The sequence below is a fragment of the Micromonospora sp. S4605 genome (assembly GCF_003176715.1).
GTDB lineage: Bacteria > Actinomycetota > Actinomycetes > Mycobacteriales > Micromonosporaceae > Micromonospora > Micromonospora echinaurantiaca.
This window is the reverse complement of sequence record NZ_QGSW01000199.1, coordinates 1-19641: the sequence shown is the minus strand read 5'-3', so window position 1 is coordinate 19641 and position 19641 is coordinate 1. Positions and strand designations below refer to the sequence as shown.

The window sequence follows — 19641 nt, the reverse complement described above, 5'->3', positions numbered from 1 at the left end:
ACGGGCCAGGGTGAGCAGCGCGTCCAGCACCAGGGCCAGCCGGTCGGTCTCCTCCAGGGCGAGCCGGTGCTCCGCGCGCCCCTGCGGGTCGGTCAGGCTCGGCCCCAGTTCCTCCACCCGCAGCCGCAGCGCGGTGAGCGGGTTGCGTAGCTGGTGACTGGCGTGCGCGACGAAGGCGCGTTGCCGGTCCATCACGTCCGACACCACGTCGGCCATGTGGTTGAAGCTGGTCGCCAGCCGGCGCAGCTCGGGCGGACCCAGCCGGTGCTGCACCCGGGCGCCCCGGTCCCCCTCGGCGATCTCGTGGGTGACCGCGTCCAGTTCGGTGACCGGGCGCAGCACCCAGCCGGCCAGCCCGAACGCGGTGAGCACGCAGGCCAGCACCGCGAGCAGGCCCAGCCCGGCCAGCAGCAGCCACCAGGTGGTGACGGAACGGCGGACCGCGTCGGCCGGGGTGGCCGTGACCACCGCGCCGAGCACCTCACCGCCGTCGTTGATCGGCACCGCCACCACGATCGGCCCGTCCACCCACGGCCAGACCGACTCCGGTCCGCTGGCCTGCTGGCCGGAGAGGGCGGTGTCCAGCGCCGCGCCGGTGCCCGGGGCGGCCCGCCAGCTCGCCGAGGCGACCACGGTACGGCGGTCCCGGTCGACCACCGCCGCGCCGATCCCGTACAGCTCGTCGTAGCTGCGCAGCTCGTTGTCGATCGGGCCGGGCGTGCCGCCGCGCAGCGCCGGGCCGGCCAGCGAGGCGAACCGGGTCGCGTCGGCGAGCCGGTCGGCGCGGACCCGGTCGGTCTCCCGGGTGGCCAGGGTGGCCGCCAGCGGGGTCTCCAGCGCCATCAGGACCAGCACCATCAGCAGCAGGTAGCTGATCACCAGGCGGCGGCGCACCGGTGCCCCCTCACTCGCCGCGCAGCCGGTAGCCGACGCCGCGCACCGTCTCCACCAGGCGCGGGTCGCCCAGCTTGCCGCGCAGCGAGCCGACGTGCACCTCAACCGTGTGCCGGTCGGCCCAGGTGGTGCCCCAGGCGTCGAGCAGGATCCGGTCGCGGGGCACCGCGACCCCCGGCTGCCGGGCCAGCGAGAGCAGGATGTCGAACTCCTTGCGGGTGAGCGCCACCGCCCGGCCGGCCACGGTCACCGTACGGGCCGCCACGTCGATCCGGACCGGCCCCGACTCGATCAGGTTGCGCTCGGGCACGGTGTGCGCGGCCCGGCGCAGCACCGCCTCGATCCGGGCCTGCAACTCCACCATCGAGAACGGCTTGACCACGTAGTCGTCCGCGCCGAGCCGCAGCCCGAGCACCCGGTCCCGCTCCTCGCCCCGGGCGGTCACCGCGATGATGCCGAGTTGCGAGCTGCGCCGGCGCAGCTCCCGGCACAGGTCGGTGCCGTCGCCGTCGGGCAGGGTCAGGTCGAGCAGGACCAGGTCGCAGGGGGCGGCGGAGAGCGCGGCGGCGACCGTGGCGGCGTGCTCGACCTCGTAGCCCCGCCGGGTGAGGGCGGACGAGAGCGCGGCGGCCACCCGGCGGTCGTCCTCGACCAGCAGGATGCGCAAGCGGGTCCCCCATTCGTCGGTCCGTCGACCCGAATGGTGGCAGAAGCCGGACCGGGGCGGGAGGGCCGGCCCGGTGGTACGGCGTCCGTCGGCCGCGCTAGAGGCCGAAGGTGTCGTCGGCGACGGCGTCCCGGACCCCGTCCAGGAAGCCCCGGAAGCCGGGATCGTCGTGGCTGGCCGGCACGCTGGTCACGTTCTCCCCGGTGGCCTGGGTGACCGCGTCGACCAGCGGCGGGAAGTCGATCTCGGCGTCGGCCAGGGTGTCGTCGTCGGCCTCGCCGAGGTTGATCACGTGCTGCACGTCCTCGCTCGGGGTGTCCGGGTCGTCGGCCCACTCGCCGCCGGCCTGGTAGCACTCGTCGTACAGCGCGCGCTGGCTGTCGGTCCAGTCGTCGTCGTAGCTCTGCATCGCCATCCCTCTCCGACCCGCTCCACCTGAGCATGCCGGGCCGGGGGCGACGGACGGGCCGGTACCGGCGAAACCGGCCGCGCCCGGACGAGCCGCCCGGCGCCCTCCCGGGCGCGTAGGCTCCCGATGTGATCTACAAGCTGCTGCCGACCACCGAGTGGGACGAGGCGCTGGCCGCCGGGCGCCTGGCGGGCACGGCCGTGGACCGGCAGGACGGCTTCGTCCACCTCTCGGCCGCCGACCAGGTGGTGGAGACGGCCCGCCGGCACTTCGCCGGCGTCACCGGGCTGACCCTGCTGACCGTCGACCCGGCCCGGCTGGGCGGCGCGCTGCGTTGGGAGCCGTCCCGGGGTGGGCAGCTCTTCCCGCACCTGTACGGCCCACTGCCGGTGGCCGCCGTGGTGGCCGCGCAGGCGCTGCCGGCGGACACCCCGGCCGCCGACGCGGTGGCCGCCCTGCTCGACTGAGCGGTTCCCGGCGTACGCCGGAAAGGGCCGCGCCCGGGACGACGTGGTCGTTCCGGGCGCGGCGAGGTCGGTGCGGCGCGCGCTCAGCGGTGGCAGAGCCGGGCGATCTCCTCCTGGAACCGGTCCATCGGATTGGCCTCCGCGGGGCCGAGCAGGTAGGTCTTCAGCTCCCGGCGGGCCTCGGTCAGCGGGTCGTCGCCGGCCCGGGTCAGCGAGACGATCTTCTCCAGCTCGCCGCAGTCGGCGGAGAGCAGGTACGCCGCCCGGGCGGTCGGGTACTCCCGGCGGAACTCGTCCTCCGGCAGCCCGCCCGGGTTGGCCACCACGTACGGCCGCTGGCTCTGCACGAAGTCGGAGACCACACTGGACACGTCGCTGATCAGCAGGTCGGTCTGGTTGAAGCAGTCGAACAGCGCCGGCGTACGGCCGGTGACCACCAGGTGCCGGGTGCCGTCCAGCGAGGTCGCGTCGGGGTCGCCGCCGGCGGCCCGGATCCGCCCGACGATCCGGTCGTGCACCGCCTTGGCCTCCTTGGCCCGCGAGCCGGTCAGCGGGTGCGGCTTGTAGATCAGCCGGATCCGGGGCGAGACGGCGAGCAGCCCTTTGACGATCCGCTCGCCCATCAGCACCAGCGAGGTGTGGTAGGGGTCGTCGTCGAGCCAGCCCTCCCAGGTGGGCGCGTAGAGGACGGTGAACGGCCGGTCCACCGCCTCGGCGCCGAAGGTGTGCACGCCGGCCAGCTGCGGGCGTCCGATCTCGACGATGTCGGAGTCCAGCACGCCCACCCCGGCCCGGGCGTACCGCTCGCGGCCGGCGAGCCCGGCCACCCAGACCTCGTCGTACACCTTGCTGTACGGGTTGACGCTGGCCGCCTTGTCGCTGTCGCCGTGCCCGACGAAGACGTGCTTCATGCCCGGCTCACGGAGCATGTGGATGTTCGCGCCCACGTTGGCCGCGTAGAGCGCCGCGCGCACGCTGCCCAGTTCGAGGTTCATGAAGTCCACCCCGGCCGGTACGCAGATCACCGGCAGCCGGGTGTCGGCGAGTTCGAGGAACGCCTCCTTGTTGCGCAGCAGCACCACCGCGCGCTGCTGCAGCGCCTCGGTCGGGGCCAGCCACATGTTGGCCTGGTAGACGTCCTTGGCCGGGCCGGCGAAGTAGAGCGCCACCTCGGGGCGGTAGGTGTCCAGCCAGCGCTGCACGGCGGGCAGCAACGGGCTCTGCCCGCTGCCCCGGCCGCGCAGCCAGGTCAGCGCGACGATCGCGCCGACCACCCCGGTCACCGCGACCGTCACCGCCGCGGTCACCAGGAACGGGGCCGCGTCGTCCGACACCGCGGCGACCACCGCGGCCGGCACCAGCAGCACGTTGACCACCGGCATCCGGTCACCGGCGATGGCGGACGCCCAGGCCGGCGGCTCGGGGGCGGAGCGGAGCCGACCCAGCTCGATGTTGCGCACCAGCGCCGACTGCGGGTTGCGCCGCTCGATCATGGTGACCAGCGCGCCGGAGAAGACCGCGACCACCCACACCGCGGCGGGCAGCACCAGCAGCAGGCTGAGCTCGACTCCGCTCAGCGCCACTTCGGCGGCCACCAGCAGCACGGTCGCCAGGTCCCGGGTCAGCTGCCGGTAGCCGCGGTTCAGGCCGACCTTCTCCAGCAGCACGTCGGAGGCGGGCGACCAGCGCATCAGGGCGAATTCGCCGAGCACGGCGACCAGCCCGGCGACGGCGAACAAGCCGATCCAGCCGAGTGCGCCCGCGGCGAGCATGACCAGGTAGGACAACACCAGCAGCGCGCCGCGGGCGGCGACTCCGATGCGTCCTGTCAACGTGCCGAACAACGAGTACGCTCCCTACGAAGATCGATGACGGGCCGGGCCCATGTCGTGCTCTTCCCCCCGCGGCGGGCCGTCAGCGCGTGCTGCGACCTTAACGCGAGGGGACAGCCGGGCGTCGCTCGGGTATCCGGCACCTTTCGGTCAAACCCCGCACCTTGCCGTCCACGCCGCACCGCGCGGCACACCCGCACGGCGTCGTCGCGGACGGCCGGCGTGCCGCTCAGCCGCGCCGGAAGCAGGTCACCGCGCCGGGCGCGGGACGCTCGGCGAACTGCTCGAAGCCGAGCCGCGGTGCCATCTCCCGGGCGTAGCTGTTGCCGTTGTAGACACAGATGGTGCCGACGCCGAGCCGGTCGATCGCCGTGGCCACCTCCGCCTCCGACGGGGTGCTGGTCCCGTCGGCGAACTTGGCGAGCAGCAGTCGGTCCTTGGCGAAGTCGGAGTTCAGGTCGTACTCCACCAGGTAGAAGTCGCGGGGCAGGACCACCCGCACCCGGCTGGTGACGATCAGCGAGGTCCGCATGATGACCGACGGGGCGAGGACGAGCCCGTCCGGCCGGTCCAGGTCCTTGATCCAGAACGCGATCCCCTGTCGCTGCTGCGGCAGCTTCCAGGTCGGCCGGTCGTGCACGGTCACCCAGCTCTCCTTCGACCACATCGGGGTGGCGAAGACCGCGAACGAGGCGACCATGGCCGCCGCGACGCCGACGCCCACCACTCGGCGCAGCGCCGGCATCCGGGCGGGGATGTCCACCGTGCAGAGCAGCCCGACCAGCGTGGGCAGCGCCAGCAGCCAGGGCACCCGCCAGAGCACCACCGAGATGCCACTGAGGTCGCTGAGCAGTTCCAGCACCCCGGGGATCAGCAGCACGCTGAGCGTCAGGGTGCCGCCGGCGGCGAGCAGCGCCGGGGTGCGCCGGCGGGCCAGCAGCGGGCCGCACCACAGCGCCAGCCCGCAGATCACCCCGACCACACCGATCATCAGGGTCCGCCGGTAGGTGTACTCGGCGTCGAAGAACGCGTCGTCCGCGCCGGTGGCGGTCGCCATGTCGAGGACCAGCTGGGAGACCACGACCGAGCCGACCGGGTACGCGACCGCGGCCGCGCCGGCCAGCAGCGCGTCGGACCACCGGCCGACCAGCAGCATGGCGAACGCCGCGGCGCCGACCAGCATCGGCAGGATGATCGCGGCGGTGGTGGTGAGCCCGGTCGCGGTCACCGAGAGCGCGACGATGAGCAGCAGGCCCCACCGGGAGCGGTTGTCGAACCAGTTGGTCAGGTAGAGCCACATCAGCGGGATGACCGCCGAGACGAACATGCCCTTGCCCTCGTAGAGCCGGGGCAGGTGGAAGGTGCCGAGCGCGGCGTCGCTGCCGGCCACCAGGTAGAGGAATGCGACGGCCACGCTGAACGCGAGCAGCGGCCGGCGCGGGGCCCAGCGCTGCACCAGGCGCCAGAGGGCGAGGATGGCGAGCACCGCGAGCACCGGCAGCAGCACGTACCAGGTGGCGGAGGCGCCGTGGATGCCGAAGACCCGGCCGAGCGCCCCGGCGAACACCTCGATGGACGCGATCGGCGGCTGGGAACCCATCGGCGGGGCGACGTTCTCGGTGAACAGGAAGTCGTTGAGCGGGATGATGTCCCGCTCCGCGATCCACACCGACTTGCCGACGTAGTAGACGTCGTCGGGGGTGTTGCGGGCGATGAAGAACGAGGAGATGGCGACCAGCAGCGAGACGACCAGCGCGTACCCGGACTGGAACGCGGTCGGCGCCGGCGCGACCGACGCGGTCACCGGGGAGGTCAGCCACATCCGGCGGATCAGCAGCATCCCGCCGACCGCCGCGACCGCTCCGGCGCTGGCCGGGACCCACCAGGACATCCCGTCGCCGGCCGTGGTGTTCGCCAGGCCGGCGGTGACCGCGGCCACGGCCGCCGCGGCCAGCACCACGACCAGCCAGCGGCGGGGGTACCCGGCCGCCTCCCCGGTGGTGGCCGTCGGCGCGGCGGCCGTCGCCTCCTCCGGGGGCGCCGCCGGGCGCCGTCGCACGGCGCGCAGCACGGCCACCCCGGCCAGCACCAGGCAACCGGCCAGCCAGATCGTGAAGGTCACCGACGGGGCCAGGCTGAACAGGAACGCCGCGTGGTAGAGCACCGTCCAGAGCGCGAACGCCAGCACGCCAGCGTCGGTGAGGACGGCGGGTGCGGCGGCGATCAGGGACCGGAGCCGGCCGGATTCCGCCGGAGCCGGGGTCGCGGCCGCGGCGGAGCGCGGCGGGGCGACGGCGACGTGGTCGACTTTCGACACGGGGGGTCCTTGTCGGTTGTACGGGCACGGTGTGGGCGATGAAACGGGACGGCGGTGCCGACGGGGCCCGTCGGCGACCCGACTGGCATGCAGACTAGCCGGACGGTTCGGGCGCCGGTGTCCGGCGCGGGCGGCGCCGGCGGGTCGGCAGGTCAGCCGGTGACCGGTGCCTCCCGCTGCCGGGGCAGCGCCCCGTCCGCGCCCAGCCCGATCGCGACCGACTCCACCAGGGTGTCGAGGTAGCCGGTGGTGAGCGGGGTGCGGGCGATGGCGAGCCGCCAGTAGAGCGGGCCGACGATGAGGTCGACCGCCGCGTCCGGGTCGGTGTCGGCGGGCAGTTCGCCGCGCTGCACCGCGCGGCTGATCAGCCGGCCGCCGATCTCCTGCTGCCGGGCGCGCAGCACCCGCTGCAGGGTCTCGTCGATGGTCGGGTTGCGGGCCGCCTCGGCCAGCAGGTCGGGAATGATCTGCGAGGCCAGCGGGTGCCGCAACGCGTGCGCCACCACCTGGAAGAGCAGTTCGAGGTCGCCGCGCAGGGTCCCGGTGTCCAGCGCCGGCAGCTTGCCGCCGGCAGCGGCGGAGACGATGTCCAGCACGAGTTCCAGCTTCGAGCTCCACCGCCGGTAGATGGCGGTCTTGCTCACCCCGGCGCGGCGGGCCACCGCCTCGATGGAGAGCCGGCCGTAGCCGACCGCCGCGAGCTCCTGCATCAGCGCCCGGCGGATGGCCGTGGTGATGTCGTCACGGAGCACGGCCGCGCCGGCCGGCGTGCGCCGTTTCTCGGTCGTCACCTGGGACTCTTCTCGGCTGTCACGTGGAACAATGTAGCGCAACGACGGTACGGTTGCGTCCCGACGTGTTTTGAACTACGGTCCACGCAGCGACGGGGGCGGCGCTCCACGCACTGGCCACGCTAGATTCCATCGTCGCGCGCATCCCCGTCGAACCCGAAAGATCGGAGCGCCCATCCATGGCCGACACGGCGCTGGCCGACCCCGACGCCGGCCTCACCCAGGCGCAGCTCGCCGCCCGGTACGGGCTGCGGGTGGCAGGCGTTCGCCCCTCGCTGGCCGAGTACAGCCGGCGGCTCTGGCACTACCGGCACTTCATCTCCGCGTACGCGAACGCCAAGCTGGTCGCGTCGTTCAGCAATGCCAAGCTGGGGCAGCTGTGGCAGGTGCTCACCCCGCTGACCAACGCGGCGGTCTACTACCTGATCTTCGGCCTGGTGCTGGAGCAGCGGGAGATCCCGAACTTCATCGCGTACCTCTGCACCGGCCTGTTCATCTTCAACTTCACCCAGACGGCGGTGCAGAACGGCACCCAGTCGATCACCGGTAACCTGGGCCTGATCCGAGCGCTGCACTTCCCCCGGGCCTGCCTGCCGCTCGCGGTCACGGTCACCCAGTTCCAGCAGCTGCTCGGGGCGATGGTGGTGCTGATCGCGATCGTGCTGATCACCGGCGAGCCGATCACCCTCGGCTGGCTGGTGCTGGTGCCGGCGATCCTGCTCCAGACGATCTTCAACGCCGGGCTCACCATGGCGGTGGCCCGCCTGGGCGCGAAGGTGGCCGACCTGAAGCAGGTCATGCCGTTCCTGCTGCGCGCCTGGATGTACGGCTCCGGGGTGCTCTACAGCGTCACTCTCTTCGCGGAGAACCTGCCCGGCTGGGCCACCCGGCTGGTGGAGCTGAACCCGATGCTGGTCTACATCGAGCTGGGCCGGATCGCCCTGCTGGAGGACGCCCCGCTGCTCAACTCCTCCCTGCCGCAGCTCTGGCTGGTGGCGGTGGGCTGGGCGATCGTGATGGGCGCCGGGGGTTTCCTCTACTTCTGGCGCGGCGAACAGGAGTACGGCCGTGGTTGAGCACTTCGACACGTCCAACGACGTGACGGTCACCCTGCCCCGGGTCCGGGAGCGGATCCCGACCGTGGTGGTCGACGACGCGCACGTGATCTACCGGGTGCACAAGGGCGCCGGCGGCGGTGGCGGGCCGGTGGGCGCGCTCAAGCGGATCGTGACCCGCACCTCCGCGCCGAACATCCGGGAGGTGCACGCGGTCAAGGGGGTCAGCTTCACCGCGTACCGGGGCGAGGCGATCGGGCTGATCGGCAGCAACGGCTCGGGCAAGTCGACAATCCTGCGGGCGATCGCCGGCCTGCTGCCGGTGAACCGCGGCGCGATCTACACCCAGGGCCAGCCGTCGCTGCTGGGCGTCAACGCCGCCCTCTTCAACGACCTCGCCGGCGAGCGCAACGTCGTGCTGGGTTGCCTGGCGATGGGCATGCACCCGGCGGAGGTGCAGCGGCAGACCCCGGAGATCATCGAGTTCTCCGGGATCAACCAGCGCGGCGACTTCGCCTCGCTGCCGATGCGCACCTACTCCTCCGGGATGGCCGCCCGGCTGCGCTTCTCCATCGCCGCGGCGAAGAAGCACGACGTGCTGCTCATCGACGAGGCGCTGGCCACCGGCGACAAGGGCTTCCGCAAGCGCAGCGAGCAGCGGGTGCGGGAGCTGCGGGAGAGCGCCGGCACGGTGTTCCTGGTCAGCCACCAGCTCTCCTCCGTCCGCGACACGTGCGAGCGGACAATCTGGCTGGAATCGGGCGTCATCCGGATGGACGGCCCGACCGACGAGGTGGTCCGGGCCTACGAGGCGTTCACCAACGGCAAGTAGGCCCAGCCATCGATCCGCGTGCGCGCGGGCCGCGTCGTCGCGTTGGGGCGGCGCGGCCGGCGCGTTAAGGTTCATCCCGTCGCCGCGCCGGCGGAACCTTCTGTTCACGTACCCCTGAGAGTGAGGATCGGCAATGACGCAGGACCACACCACTGGCCCGGACGCCGCGCCGCAGACCGCGGCGCCGTGGCGGCCCACGCGGACGGTGGCGGTGGTCCTGGCGGGCGGCACCGGGACCCGGCTGGGCCTCGGCATTCCGAAGCAGCTGCTGAAGATCGCCGGCAAGCCGATCATCGAGCACACCCTGGCGGTCTTCGAGGCGGCCCCGGAGATCGACGAGATCATCGTGCTGATGGCCGCCGGCCACGTCGCCGACGCGCAGCGGATCGTCGAGAAGGCCGGCTTCCGCAAGGTCACCAAGGTCATCGAGGGTGGTGACACGCGCAACGCCACCACCCGGATCGCGCTGGACGCGGTCGGCGCGGGCGACTGCAACATCCTCTTCCACGACGCGGTGCGGCCCCTGGTCAGCGGCCGGATCGTGCGGGAGTGCGTGAACGCGCTCTGGACGTACTCGGCGGTCGACGTGGCCATCCCGTCGGCCGACACGATCATCCAGGTCGACGAGGACGACTGCATCACCGACATCCCGGTGCGCTCGTCGCTGCGCCGCGGGCAGACCCCCCAGGCGTTCCGCTCCGGCACCATCCGGGAGGCGTACCGGCGCGCCGAGGGCGACCCGGACTTCGCCGCCACCGACGACTGCGGCGTGGTGCTGCGCTACCTGCCGGGCACGCCGATCAAGGTGATCGACGGCTCGGACGAGAACATCAAGGTCACCCACCCGGTCGACGTGCACCTGGCGGACAAGCTCTTCCAGCTCGCCGCCGCCCAGGCGCCCCGGCTGACCGACCACCGCAGCTACACCGAGGAGCTGACCGGCCGGACGATCGTGATCTTCGGCGGCAGCTACGGCATCGGGCACGACCTGGCCGAGCTGGCCCGCGGCTACGGCGCCCAGGTGTTCCCGTTCAGCCGCTCCAGCACCGGCACCCACGTCGAGCGCGCCGCGGACGTCGAGGCCGCGCTGAAGACCGCCTTCGAGGCCACCGGCCGGATCGACCACGTGGTGGTCACCGCCGGCATCCTGGAGAAGGGCGCCCTCGTCGAGATGGACGAGGAGACCATGGACCGGGTGCTCCAGGTCAACTTCGTCGGGCCGGTCATCGCCGCCCGGCAGGCGCTGCCCTACCTCCAGCAGACCAAGGGCCAGCTGCTGCTCTACACCTCCAGCTCGTACACCCGGGGGCGGGCCCAGTACGCGCTCTACTCCTCCACCAAGGCCGCCCTGGTCAACCTCACCCAGGCGCTGGCCGACGAGTGGGCCGAGTTCGGCGTACGGGTCAACTGCGTCAACCCGGAGCGGACCGCCACCCCGATGCGCACCAAGGCGTTCGGCGAGGAGCCGGAGCACACCCTGCTCGCCGCCGAGACCGTCGCCCGGGCGTCGCTGGACGTGCTGATCTCCGACCTCACCGGGCAGGTCATCGACGTACGCCGGGCGCCGGGCGAGGTGCCCGCCCAGCCGACGCCGGCGCAGGCCGACCAGGCGGCGGGCGCCGCCGTCGGCGGCTGACCCGGGCGCGGCGACGGCGGGAGGCGCAGCCGAGATGCGTGGTGACCTGGTCCGGAAGCTGGTCGCCCGGGGCCTGACCACCGGGCTGGCGGTGCTGGCGTTCCTGGTGGTGGCGCTGACCGGCGCCACCGGCTGGGGGCTCGGCCTGGCGCTGGCCGCGCTCGCCGCGGCGGCGTGGGAGCGGCGGGTCCGGCCGGGCGCGGACAGCGTGCCGGAGACCGTGCTGGTCGCGGCCGGCATCCTGGTCGGCTACGCCCGGCGGCTGGACGCCGGGTTCGATCCCGTGCTGGCCGTCACCGCGCTGGTGCTGCTGGGTCTGGTGCTGCTCGTCGGGCCGCTGCGCGACGCCGGGAACCTGGAGATCCGGGCCGCCAACCTGTCGGTGCGCGGCTGGACGCCGCTGGTCGCCGCCCAGCTGGGCAGCGCCCTGCTCGGGCTGCTCGCGGTGGTCGCGCTGGCAGCTGCGTTCGCGCTGCCCGCCGCCGTCGCGCTGGTCGCCAGCCTGCTGGTCGGCGCGAGCGCCGGCGCGGTCGGCCTCGACCTGGCCCGGCGGCGGTTCCGGCCGCCGGCCGGCGGGTCGGCGGTGACCCGGGCGCTGCGCCGGCACCAGCCCGAGTTCCTGCTGCACTTCTCCGCGCCGCCCGGCTCCGAGTACCAGGTCACCATGTGGCTGCCGTACCTGGAGCGGATCGGCCGGCCGTTCCTGGTCATGGTGCGCGAGCCGGAGTTCCTGCGCAGCATCGCGGCGGCCACCACCGCCCCGGTGGTCTACTGCCCCACGCTGAAGGCGATGGACGAGGCCCTGGTGCCGAGCCTGCGGGTGGCCTTCTACGTCAACCACGGCGCCAAGAACAGCCATTGCATCCGGTTCACCCAGCTCACCCACGTGCAGCTGCACCACGGCGACAGCGACAAGGCGCCCAGCGCCAACCCGGTCTCGGCGATCTTCGACCGGATCTTCGTGGCCGGCGAGGCCGCCATCGACCGGTACGCCCGGGCCGGGGTGGAGATCCCGGCGGAGAAGTTCGAGGTGGTCGGCCGCCCGCAGGTGGAGGCGATCAAGGTCCGCCCGGAGCCGGCGCGCGGCCTGGCGCAGCCGACCGTGCTCTACACGCCGACCTGGACGGGGCACCACGCGGACGCCAACTACTGCTCGCTGCCGGTGGCGGAGACGCTGTTGCGGCGGCTGCTGGCGCGCGGGGCCACGGTGATCCTGCGGGCCCACCCGTACGCCGCGCAGAACCCGACCTCGGCCCGGCAGCTGGGCCGGCTCACCGAACTGCTGGCCGCCGACCGGGCGCGCACCGGCCGGCAGCACGTCTTCGGCGCGGCCGCCCGCGAGCTGACCCTGACCGAGTGCGTGAACCGCTCGGACGCGCTGGTCTCCGACGTGTCCGGGGTGATCTCCGACTACCTCTACTCGGGCAAGCCGTACGCGGTGACCGACATGGGCGGCGACGGTGACCGGTTCACCGAGCGGTTCCCGCTGGCCGGCTCCGGCTACGTGCTGAGCCGGGACATGGCCAACGTGGACGAGGTGCTCGACGCGCTGCTCGACACCGATCCGCTGGCGCCGGACCGGTGGGCCACCCGGCGGCGCTACCTGGGCGACTTCCCCGCCGAGTCGTACGCGGAGGCGTTCCTGGCCGCCGCCCGCCGGGAGCTCGACCGGGGTGCCCGGCCGCCAGCGCCGCGGACCGGCGGGCTGCCGGTCGAACCGGAGACCGTCTCCCCCGCCACCTGACCCGCCGGCCATCCGGCGCGGTGCCGGTGAAATCGGTCAAGAGGGACTTATCCTACGCCGAGTCCCGGTACCCGAGTCCTGCGAGTCGACATGACTGACACCAGCACGGCGCTCTCCCCCGTCTTCGTCCACCCCACGGCCGACGTCGAGGAGGGCGCGTACGTCGGGGACGGCACGAAGGTCTGGCACCTGGCGCACATCCGGTCCTCCGCCCGGGTGGGCGCCGGCTGCGTCATCGGCCGCAACGTGTACGTCGACGCCGGCGTGACCGTCGGCGACCTCGTGAAGATCCAGAACAACGTCTCGGTCTACCAGGGCGTCACCCTCGAGGACGAGGTCTTCGTCGGCCCGTGCGTGGTCTTCACCAACGACCTGCGCCCCCGCGCGCAGAATCCGGACTGGACGGTCACGCCGACCCTGGTCCGCCGGGGCGCCTCGATCGGCGCCAACGCCACCCTGGTCTGCGGCATCGAGGTGGGCGCGTACGCGATGGTCGCGGCCGGGTCGGTGGTGACCCGGGACGTGCCGCCGTACCAGCTCGTGGCCGGGAACCCGGCCCGCCCGCTGGGCTGGGTGGACGCCCGGGGCGAGGTGGTCTCCCGCGACCCGGCCGCCCGCCCCGCCGGCCTCGACCTGGGCTGACGGCCGGCCTCGGGCTGACCGGCCTCGGGCTGACCGGAGGCGCTCGGCCGCGGTGGTCAGCCGCCGATCACGATCCGGCGGACGCCGGTCCAGCGCGCCGGGTCGGTGATCCGGCGACCGTCCACCAGCACCCGTACCGAGGGCAGGTCGGCGGGGGTCAGCGACCGGTACTCCGGGTGGTCGGCCTGGATCACCGCAGCGGTGACCGCCTGGTCGGCGTACGCCGGCAGCCCCAACGCGGTCAGCTCGGCGGCGGTGTACATCGGGTCGGCGACGTACGGCCGGGCGCCCCGGGCGCGCAGCGCGTCGACGGTCGGGAAGACGCCGGAGAAGGCGGTCTCCTTCACCCCGCCCCGGTAGGCGGCGCCGAGGACCAGCACCTCCACGCCGGTCAGCTCGCCGTACGCGGTGGCGAGCAGGTCGACGGCGTACTGCGGCATCTGGGCGTTCGCCTCCCGGGCGGCCCGGACCACGCTGGCGGCCGGGTCGTTCCACAGGTACATCCGCGGGTAGACCGGGATGCAGTGCCCGCCCACCGCGATGCCGGGCTGGTGGATGTGGCTGTACGGCTGGGTGTTGCAGGCCTCGATCACGGTGATGACGTCCACCCCGACGGTGGCGGCGAACCGGGCGAACTGGTTGGCGAGGCCGATGTTCACGTCCCGGTAGGTGGTCTCGGCCAACTTCGCCAGCTCCGCCGCCTCGGCCGAGCCGAGGTCCCACACCCCGTTGGCGCGGGGCAGCTCCGGCCGGGGGTCGAACTGGAGCACCGACTCGTAGAACGCCACGCCCCGCGCGGTCGACGCCCGGTCCACGCCGCCGACCAGCTTCGGGTAGCTGCGCAGGTCGGCGAAGACCCGGCCGGTGAGCACCCGCTCGGGGCTGAACACCAGGTGGAAGTCCTCGCTCACGGTCAGCCCGCTGCCCTGCGCCAGCATCGGGCCGAACCGGTGCCGGGTGGTGCCCACCGGCAGCGTGGTCTCGTAGCTGACCAGGGTGCCCGGCCGGAGCCCGGCCGCCACCGCCCGGGTGGCGTCGTCCATCCAGCCGAAGTCCGGCACCCCCCGGTCGTCCACGAAGAGCGGCACCACCAGGACCACCGCCTCGGACCGGGCGACGGCCGCCGCGGTGTCGGTGGTGGCCGACAGCAGGCCGGCCGCCACCGCCTCCTTCAGCCGGACGTCCAGGTCGGCCTCGCCCGGGAACGGGACCGCTCCGTCGTTGACCAGCCCGACGACCCGCTCGGAGACGTCGGCGCCGACCACCCGGTGCCCGCTCGTCGCGAACTGCACGGCGAGCGGCAGGCCGATCTTCCCGAGGGCGACGACACAGATGTTCATGGCTCTTCCTTCTTCGTGTTGGAACGGCGGCCGGCCGACCCGGTGGCGCGGGCACTACGGCGACAACGAGCCGGCCGGGCGGTTGGTGCCGATCGGCCCGGATCCGGGCGCCGGTCAGAACCGCGGGATGGATGAGGCGCTCAGGACAGCGCGACGGTCGCCGCGGGTACGGGTGCGAGGTCGGTGTCGATCTCCACCGTGCTGCCCTCGGCCGCAGACTGGAGCAGCGCGGCGGCGACCCGCACCGTGCGCAGCCCCTGCCGCAGGGTGACGATGTCGCTCTCCGTGCCGTCGACCGCGTCGCGGAACCGTTCGTGCTCCACCAGCAGCGGCTCGCGCTTCGGGATCGCGTACCGGACCATGTCGCCCTCGGCCACGCCACGGAAGGCGCGCAGCGCCTCCCACTCGGTGTCGATCGCCCCGTTGGCGTACCAGGTGAGGTCGGCGGTGAGGGTGTCGGCGACGAAGCAGCCCCGCTCGCCGGTGACCACCGTGGACCGTTCCTTCAGCGGGCTCAGCCAGTTGACCAGGTGGTTGACCATCGCGCCGCCGGCCAGCTGGCCGACCACGGCGACCATGTCCTCGTGCAGCCGGCCGCTGCGCGAGACGGTCCGCGCCGACACCGTCCGGTACTCCCGGCCGACCACCCAGCTGGTCAGGTCGATGTCGTGCGTCGCCAGGTCCATCACCACGCCCACGTCGGCGATCCGGTGCGGGAACGGCCCCTGCCGCCGGGTGACCACCTGGAACACCTCGCCCAGCTCGCCGGCCTCCAGCCGCAGGCGCAGGCTCTGCAGGGCCGGGTTGTACCGCTCGATGTGGCCGACCCCGGCCACCAGGCCGGCGGCCTCGAACGCCTCGACCAGGCGGCTCGCGGCGGCCACCGACTGGGCGAGCGGCTTCTCGATGAGCGCGGGCACCCCGCTGGCGGCCAGCGCCAGCCCGACCTGCTCGTGCAACGCCGTCGGGCAGGCGACCACGGCGTAGTCGACGCCGATCGCCAGCAGGCCCTCCAGATCGGGTACGACCGGCACCCGCAGCGCGCCGGTCGGGTCGCCCGCCGGGTCGACGATGCCGACCAGCTCCACCCCGTCCAGGGCGGCGAGGACCCGGGCGTGGTTGCGCCCCATGGCGCCGAGACCGATCAGGCCGGCGCGCAGCCGGGCCCGCGTCATCGGGCACCCCCGGCGAGGTTGGCGCCCTCGGCGATCCTGTCCAGGTCCTGCTGGGACACCGACGGGTGCACCGGCAACGAGATCACCTCGGCGGCGGCCCGGTCGGTCTCCGGCAGCTCCCACGGGCCCGGTCGGCCGTCCTCGGCGAGGTAGGGCCGCAGGCGGTGGATCGGCGTGGGGTAGTAGACGGCGTTGCCGACGCCGAGTTCGGTGAGGCGCCGGCGGGCCGCGTCGCGGCGACCGCCCGGCACCCGCACCGTGTACTGGTGGTAGACGTGCCGGGCGGCGTCGGCGACCGGCGGGGTGACCATGCCGGTGATCCGGGAGTCGAGCAGCTTCGCGTTGGCTCGCCGCTGCTCCGTCCACTCCGGCAGCTGGCGCAGCTGCACCCGCCCGATCGCCGCGGCCACGTCGGTCATCCGCATGTTGGCGCCGACGATCTCGTTGGCGTACCGCTGCTCCATGCCCTGGTTGCGCAGCAGCCGCAGGGTACGGGCCAGCTCGCCGTCGGCGGTGCTGACCATGCCGCCCTCCAGCGAGTGCATGTTCTTCGTGGGGTAGAAGCTGAAGCAGCCGGCCGTGCCGAACGCGCCGACCGGCCGTCCCGCCAGCGCGGCGCCGTGCGCCTGGGCGGCGTCCTCGACCACGGCGAGCCCGTGCCGGTCGGCGACCGCCATGATCCGGTCCATCGCGGCGGGGTGCCCGTAGAGGTGCACCGGCAGGATCGCCACCGTGCGGTGGGTGACCGCCGCGGCGACCGCCGCCGGGTCCAGGCAGAAACTGCCCGGTTCGATGTCGACGAAGACCGGCCGGGCGCCGACCAGCCGGATCGCGTTGGCGCTGGCGGCGAAGGAGAACGACGGAACGATCACCTCGTCGCCGGGGCCGAACCCGAGCGCCATCAGGGTCAACTGCAGGGCGGAGGTGCCCGAGTTCACCGCGACACAGTGCCGGCCGGCGACCAGCTCGCCGAACTCCTCCTCGAACGCGGCGACCTCCGGCCCCTGCACGACGCGGCCGCTGCGCAGCACCCGTACCGCCGCCGCGATCTCGGCCTCGCCGATGACCGGCCTCGCCGGTGGAATCTCTTCTGTGGTCAGCCCGACCATGGGGCTTCCTCCCGTCGAACAGCGACCGCGTCCGGGTCCGGACGCGGCGCCAGGTCGTTCAGATGTGGACAGGAGGGGTGGTGGGGTTACGGACGGGTGACCCCGTGGGGTCGGTGCGGGAAGGGCCACCCGGACAAACAGGACGCCCGACGCACTCCGGGACGTACGGGCATGTTATCCCGAGGGTTCCGGGCATGGCGGCACAACACCCTGATCCCCGCCGGGAACCGGAGCGGCGGGGATCAGGGCGGCGGGGATCAGCGGTACGGGTCGACCAGGGCGAGCACCGCCTCCGGGTCCTCCACGTGCGCGTTGTGCCCGAGACCGGGCAGCGTCACCACCGGCACCCCGAGCTCCTTGAGCTGCTCGTCGGAGACCATCGGGTCGCGCTCGCCCCGGGCCAGCACCACCGGCACGTCGGTCGCCGCCAGCAGGGCCGGCAGGCGCGGCTCCCCCACCGCGAACGCGGCCGGGTCCATCGCCAGCCGCCAGCGGCCGTCGACCTGCCGCAGGCCGGCCTCGACGACGGGATGCTCGGGTGCGAACAGTCCGGTCAGCCCGGCCACCTTCAGGTAGCGGCGGGCCGCCTCGTCGCGGGTCGCGAACCAGGTGACCGGGCGGGCGGCCAACTCCGCGGCCCGGTCCAGTTCGGCCGGTGACCAGACCGCCTTGATGCCGAGCCCGACCACCGCGTCCACCGTCAGCCCGGCGGTACGCGCGGCCAGCGCCAGCCCCACCACGCCACCGAGGGAGTGCCCCAGCACGACCAGCCGGTCACCCGGCTTGAGCCCGCCGGCGACCTGCCCGGCCAGCCCGGCGAAGGAGTACCGCGGCAGCGGCGGGGACCAGCCGTGCCCGGCCAGGTCCGGGGCCAGCCACCGGCCGGCCCACCGGCGCTCCAGCAGCGGCGCCCAGGGCAGCCACACCTCGCCGGTGGCGCCCATGCCGTGCAGCAGCAGGAGCGGCCGCCGGCCGTCCCGGGTACCCGATTCGTCGACCATAGGGCGCAGTGTGCCACCGGTCGGACGGCCGGGGCGAGAGCCGGCCGGCCGCCACCACGCGTCGGGCGCCGACCCCCGGGTGGGGAGCCGGCGCCCGATGGCAGTGGCGCGCAGGTGCGTGTCAGGCGGAGTAGCCGCGGGTCGCCGCCCAGTTCGCCAGGTCGATGGTGGTCATCCAGTACGACGCGGTCGCCGGGTTCGCCGAGTCGGCGATCTTCACCAGCCGGCCGTCGTCGTCGTAGCCGACCACGGCGATGTAGTGCCCACCGGGGAAGGAGTGCCAGCCGCCGTCGGTGTCGGTCGCGCTGCCGGCGACGTTCACCACGACACCCCGCTTGTCGGTGATGGCCCGGACCACGTCGGCCTGGAGCTGGTCCATCTGGGCCGGGGTGGCGGCCCCGCCGGAGATCATCCGGGTCCGGTACGGGTCGCCCTTCACCACGGCGTTGAGCACGCGGGTGGTGTCGTTGGCGGAGTTGGTGCCCATCTCGGTGGTGCCCAGCTGGGCGCCGAGGGCGTCCTGGGTGCGGCCGATGCCGGCGGCGCTGAGCGCGTTCCGCACGGCGGCCGGGCCGCAGTTGTAGAAGGTCGTCTGGGCCTGGTAGTCGTAGTTGAGGATCTTGCGCGACGGCGGCTTCGGCGCCGCCTTGCGGGTCAGATCCGGGTTCGGCGCGGCCGACGAGGCGGCGGCCGACGGGGCGGCGCTGGACGGCGCGGCGCTGGACGGGGCGGTACCCGTCCGGGCCTCGCCGCGCGAGGCGGCGGCCGGCGCGTCACGCAGTTCGGCCACCGCGGCCTGGGCTGGCGCCGAGGTCGGGGCCTCGTCGGTGCCGGCGGCGAGCGCGCCGGCGCCGGAGGCGAGGACCAGGGCCGCTGCGGAGGCGGCGGCCACCTGGTAGGGGCGTTCGGTGGCGATGCGCCGCAACTGGCGCTTCAGGTGGTGCTTCACGGTTCCTCCACGGGGACTCGGGGGGCGAGCGGCGCACGGGCGGTGCCGGCGGGCAGGCCGGCTCGACCACGCGGACCCCTGGTCCGCGGGTGGGTGGGCCGCTCAGGAAGACGCCCGGATGTCGGGCGGGGCGGTTGCCGGTCGGTCAGCTCGCGATCGGGGCGAGCGGTACGGACACCGCGGGGCCGTGGAGGCGGGGGGACAACCGAAGGGTGGGATCGTGCTGCACGAGGATGGAACTCCTTCCGACACCGCCGACCGGGTTAGCTGACGGATTCGGGCGGGAAGTACGCCCTACCACGGGCCGCAGCCCGCGGATTCACCCCAACGGAGCATTGGTTCCCCGGTTCATATGATCATGATTAGGCGGGTCGGCGCGGCGTCGCCTCTTGCGATCGGTAACCGCACCGGACGGGCCGACATTACTGGTCGGTCGGAAGCCTGCCAACCCCGGCTCACCTGCGTAAACCTGCTCCGGCTCGACAATTTTGCGGTCAGTTACGCACTGGCGTGACTCGATGGGACAGGCCTCTGAGACGCCGTTACCGGGCGACAACCGGACAATGGTGCGGTGCCGTCCCGGAATTGTCGACGCGGCTCGGCCCGTCCGTGCCGGATGACCGATTTCCCGCCGGCTGTGACCGGCGTCACCGGAATATTTCCCGATCAACCAACCCGGGCCGGGCGCCAGCGGGCCGGGGCGACCGGACGGGCCGGCACCGCCTCGACGCGCGGCGCGGGCGGCCGGCCCGGCCGGAGCCGGGCCGCGGCGGCGTACGCC

Annotated in this window: 17 protein-coding genes and 1 riboswitch; of the genes, 6 read left to right on the top strand and 11 right to left on the bottom strand. The window is 73.6% G+C overall.

The annotated features are described in order from the left end of the window. The 3 genes from DLJ47_RS16120 to DLJ47_RS16110 all read right to left on the bottom strand — a co-directional run. Positions 1-894: histidine kinase dimerization/phospho-acceptor domain-containing protein (locus DLJ47_RS16120; RefSeq protein WP_146228101.1), on the bottom strand; the 894-nt coding region annotated here is incomplete at its 3' end. Positions 895-904: 10 nt separating this feature from the next. Beyond that, the gene (locus DLJ47_RS16115) at positions 905-1561 is read right to left on the bottom strand and encodes a response regulator transcription factor (RefSeq protein WP_088995023.1); all 657 of its coding nucleotides are present in this window, start codon (positions 1559-1561) and stop codon (positions 905-907) included. Positions 1562-1658: 97 nt separating this feature from the next. Continuing rightward, on the bottom strand, positions 1659-1970 hold the full coding sequence (locus DLJ47_RS16110) for a hypothetical protein (RefSeq protein WP_109900816.1): 312 nt from the start codon (positions 1968-1970) through the stop codon (positions 1659-1661). A 128-nt stretch (positions 1971-2098) separates the two neighbouring features. Between DLJ47_RS16110 and DLJ47_RS16105 the strand changes: the two genes are divergently transcribed. Further along, positions 2099-2437 carry a DUF952 domain-containing protein gene (locus tag DLJ47_RS16105; protein WP_109900814.1) on the top strand — a complete coding sequence of 113 codons (339 nt, stop codon included), beginning with the start codon at positions 2099-2101 and terminating at the stop codon, positions 2435-2437. 83 nt (positions 2438-2520) lie between these two features. On the opposite strand, the gene DLJ47_RS16100 is transcribed toward DLJ47_RS16105, so the two are convergent. The 3 genes from DLJ47_RS16100 to DLJ47_RS16090 all read right to left on the bottom strand — a co-directional run bounded on the left by DLJ47_RS16100 (position 2521) and on the right by DLJ47_RS16090 (position 7377). Then, the gene (locus DLJ47_RS16100) at positions 2521-4281 is read right to left on the bottom strand and encodes a CDP-glycerol glycerophosphotransferase family protein (RefSeq protein ID WP_199235869.1); all 1761 of its coding nucleotides are present in this window, start codon (positions 4279-4281) and stop codon (positions 2521-2523) included. A gap of 217 nt (positions 4282-4498) precedes the next feature. Continuing rightward, positions 4499-6586, bottom strand: coding sequence for a DUF6077 domain-containing protein (locus DLJ47_RS16095; protein ID WP_109900813.1), 2088 nt, complete (start codon positions 6584-6586; stop codon positions 4499-4501). Positions 6587-6738: 152 nt separating this feature from the next. Beyond that, a complete protein-coding gene (locus DLJ47_RS16090) occupies positions 6739-7377 on the bottom strand; it encodes a TetR/AcrR family transcriptional regulator (protein ID WP_109900812.1) in 639 nt (212 codons plus the stop codon). Positions 7378-7556: 179 nt separating this feature from the next. On the opposite strand from DLJ47_RS16090, the gene DLJ47_RS16085 reads away from it, so the two are divergent. From DLJ47_RS16085 to DLJ47_RS16065, 5 genes are all read left to right on the top strand, one after another. Next, positions 7557-8453, top strand: coding sequence for an ABC transporter permease (locus tag DLJ47_RS16085; RefSeq protein WP_109900811.1), 897 nt, complete (start codon positions 7557-7559; stop codon positions 8451-8453). Next, complete coding sequence (locus DLJ47_RS16080) at positions 8446-9264, top strand: ABC transporter ATP-binding protein (RefSeq protein WP_109900810.1); 819 nt, start codon at positions 8446-8448, stop codon at positions 9262-9264. Before DLJ47_RS16085 ends, DLJ47_RS16080 begins: the two co-directional genes overlap by 8 nt. A gap of 133 nt (positions 9265-9397) precedes the next feature. Continuing rightward, complete coding sequence (locus tag DLJ47_RS16075; RefSeq protein ID WP_109900809.1) at positions 9398-10900, top strand: bifunctional cytidylyltransferase/SDR family oxidoreductase; 1503 nt, start codon at positions 9398-9400, stop codon at positions 10898-10900. Positions 10901-10934: 34 nt separating this feature from the next. Then, entirely contained in the window at positions 10935-12644 is a 1710-nt protein-coding gene (locus DLJ47_RS16070; RefSeq protein WP_109900808.1) for a CDP-glycerol glycerophosphotransferase family protein, read from the top strand. Between the two features lie 90 nt (positions 12645-12734). Then, the gene (locus tag DLJ47_RS16065) at positions 12735-13286 is read left to right on the top strand and encodes an acyltransferase (protein ID WP_109900807.1); all 552 of its coding nucleotides are present in this window, start codon (positions 12735-12737) and stop codon (positions 13284-13286) included. A gap of 56 nt (positions 13287-13342) precedes the next feature. Here the strand turns inward: DLJ47_RS16065 and DLJ47_RS16060 are convergent, their stop codons facing one another. The 5 genes from DLJ47_RS16060 to DLJ47_RS16040 form a co-directional block, all read right to left on the bottom strand. Further along, positions 13343-14626, bottom strand: coding sequence for a nucleotide sugar dehydrogenase (locus DLJ47_RS16060; RefSeq protein WP_109900806.1), 1284 nt, complete (start codon positions 14624-14626; stop codon positions 13343-13345). Between the two features lie 140 nt (positions 14627-14766). Further along, positions 14767-15801 (bottom strand): Gfo/Idh/MocA family protein, encoded by a 1035-nt coding sequence (locus DLJ47_RS16055; protein WP_109900805.1) that lies wholly within the window; start codon positions 15799-15801, stop codon positions 14767-14769. Continuing rightward, on the bottom strand, positions 15798-16910 hold the full coding sequence (locus tag DLJ47_RS16050) for a DegT/DnrJ/EryC1/StrS family aminotransferase (RefSeq protein WP_109900804.1): 1113 nt from the start codon (positions 16908-16910) through the stop codon (positions 15798-15800). Before DLJ47_RS16050 ends, DLJ47_RS16055 begins: the two co-directional genes overlap by 4 nt. 257 nt (positions 16911-17167) lie before the next feature. Continuing rightward, on the bottom strand, positions 17168-17911 hold the full coding sequence (locus tag DLJ47_RS16045; protein ID WP_109900803.1) for an alpha/beta fold hydrolase: 744 nt from the start codon (positions 17909-17911) through the stop codon (positions 17168-17170). A gap of 121 nt (positions 17912-18032) precedes the next feature. Beyond that, positions 18033-18860 (bottom strand): C39 family peptidase, encoded by an 828-nt coding sequence (locus DLJ47_RS16040; RefSeq protein WP_109900802.1) that lies wholly within the window; start codon positions 18858-18860, stop codon positions 18033-18035. Between the two features lie 237 nt (positions 18861-19097). After that, positions 19098-19239: riboswitch (cyclic di-AMP (ydaO/yuaA leader) on the bottom strand. Positions 19240-19641 lie beyond the last annotated feature (402 nt).

What these genes read in the sequence shown, in the direction of transcription:
- DLJ47_RS16075 (WP_109900809.1), top strand. Translation starts at nt 9,398, where the DNA reads ATGACGCAGGACCACACCACTGGCCCGGACGCCGCGCCGCAGACCGCG.
- DLJ47_RS16110 (WP_109900816.1), bottom strand. Translation starts at nt 1,970, where the DNA reads ATGCAGAGCTACGACGACGACTGGACCGACAGCCAGCGCGCGCTGTAC.
- DLJ47_RS16065 (WP_109900807.1), top strand. Translation starts at nt 12,735, where the DNA reads ATGACTGACACCAGCACGGCGCTCTCCCCCGTCTTCGTCCACCCCACG.
- DLJ47_RS16060 (WP_109900806.1), bottom strand. Translation starts at nt 14,626, where the DNA reads ATGAACATCTGTGTCGTCGCCCTCGGGAAGATCGGCCTGCCGCTCGCC.
- DLJ47_RS16055 (WP_109900805.1), bottom strand. Translation starts at nt 15,801, where the DNA reads ATGACGCGGGCCCGGCTGCGCGCCGGCCTGATCGGTCTCGGCGCCATG.
- DLJ47_RS16050 (WP_109900804.1), bottom strand. Translation starts at nt 16,910, where the DNA reads ATGGTCGGGCTGACCACAGAAGAGATTCCACCGGCGAGGCCGGTCATC.
- DLJ47_RS16070 (WP_109900808.1), top strand. Translation starts at nt 10,935, where the DNA reads ATGCGTGGTGACCTGGTCCGGAAGCTGGTCGCCCGGGGCCTGACCACC.
- DLJ47_RS16045 (WP_109900803.1), bottom strand. Translation starts at nt 17,911, where the DNA reads ATGGTCGACGAATCGGGTACCCGGGACGGCCGGCGGCCGCTCCTGCTG.
- DLJ47_RS16085 (WP_109900811.1), top strand. Translation starts at nt 7,557, where the DNA reads ATGGCCGACACGGCGCTGGCCGACCCCGACGCCGGCCTCACCCAGGCG.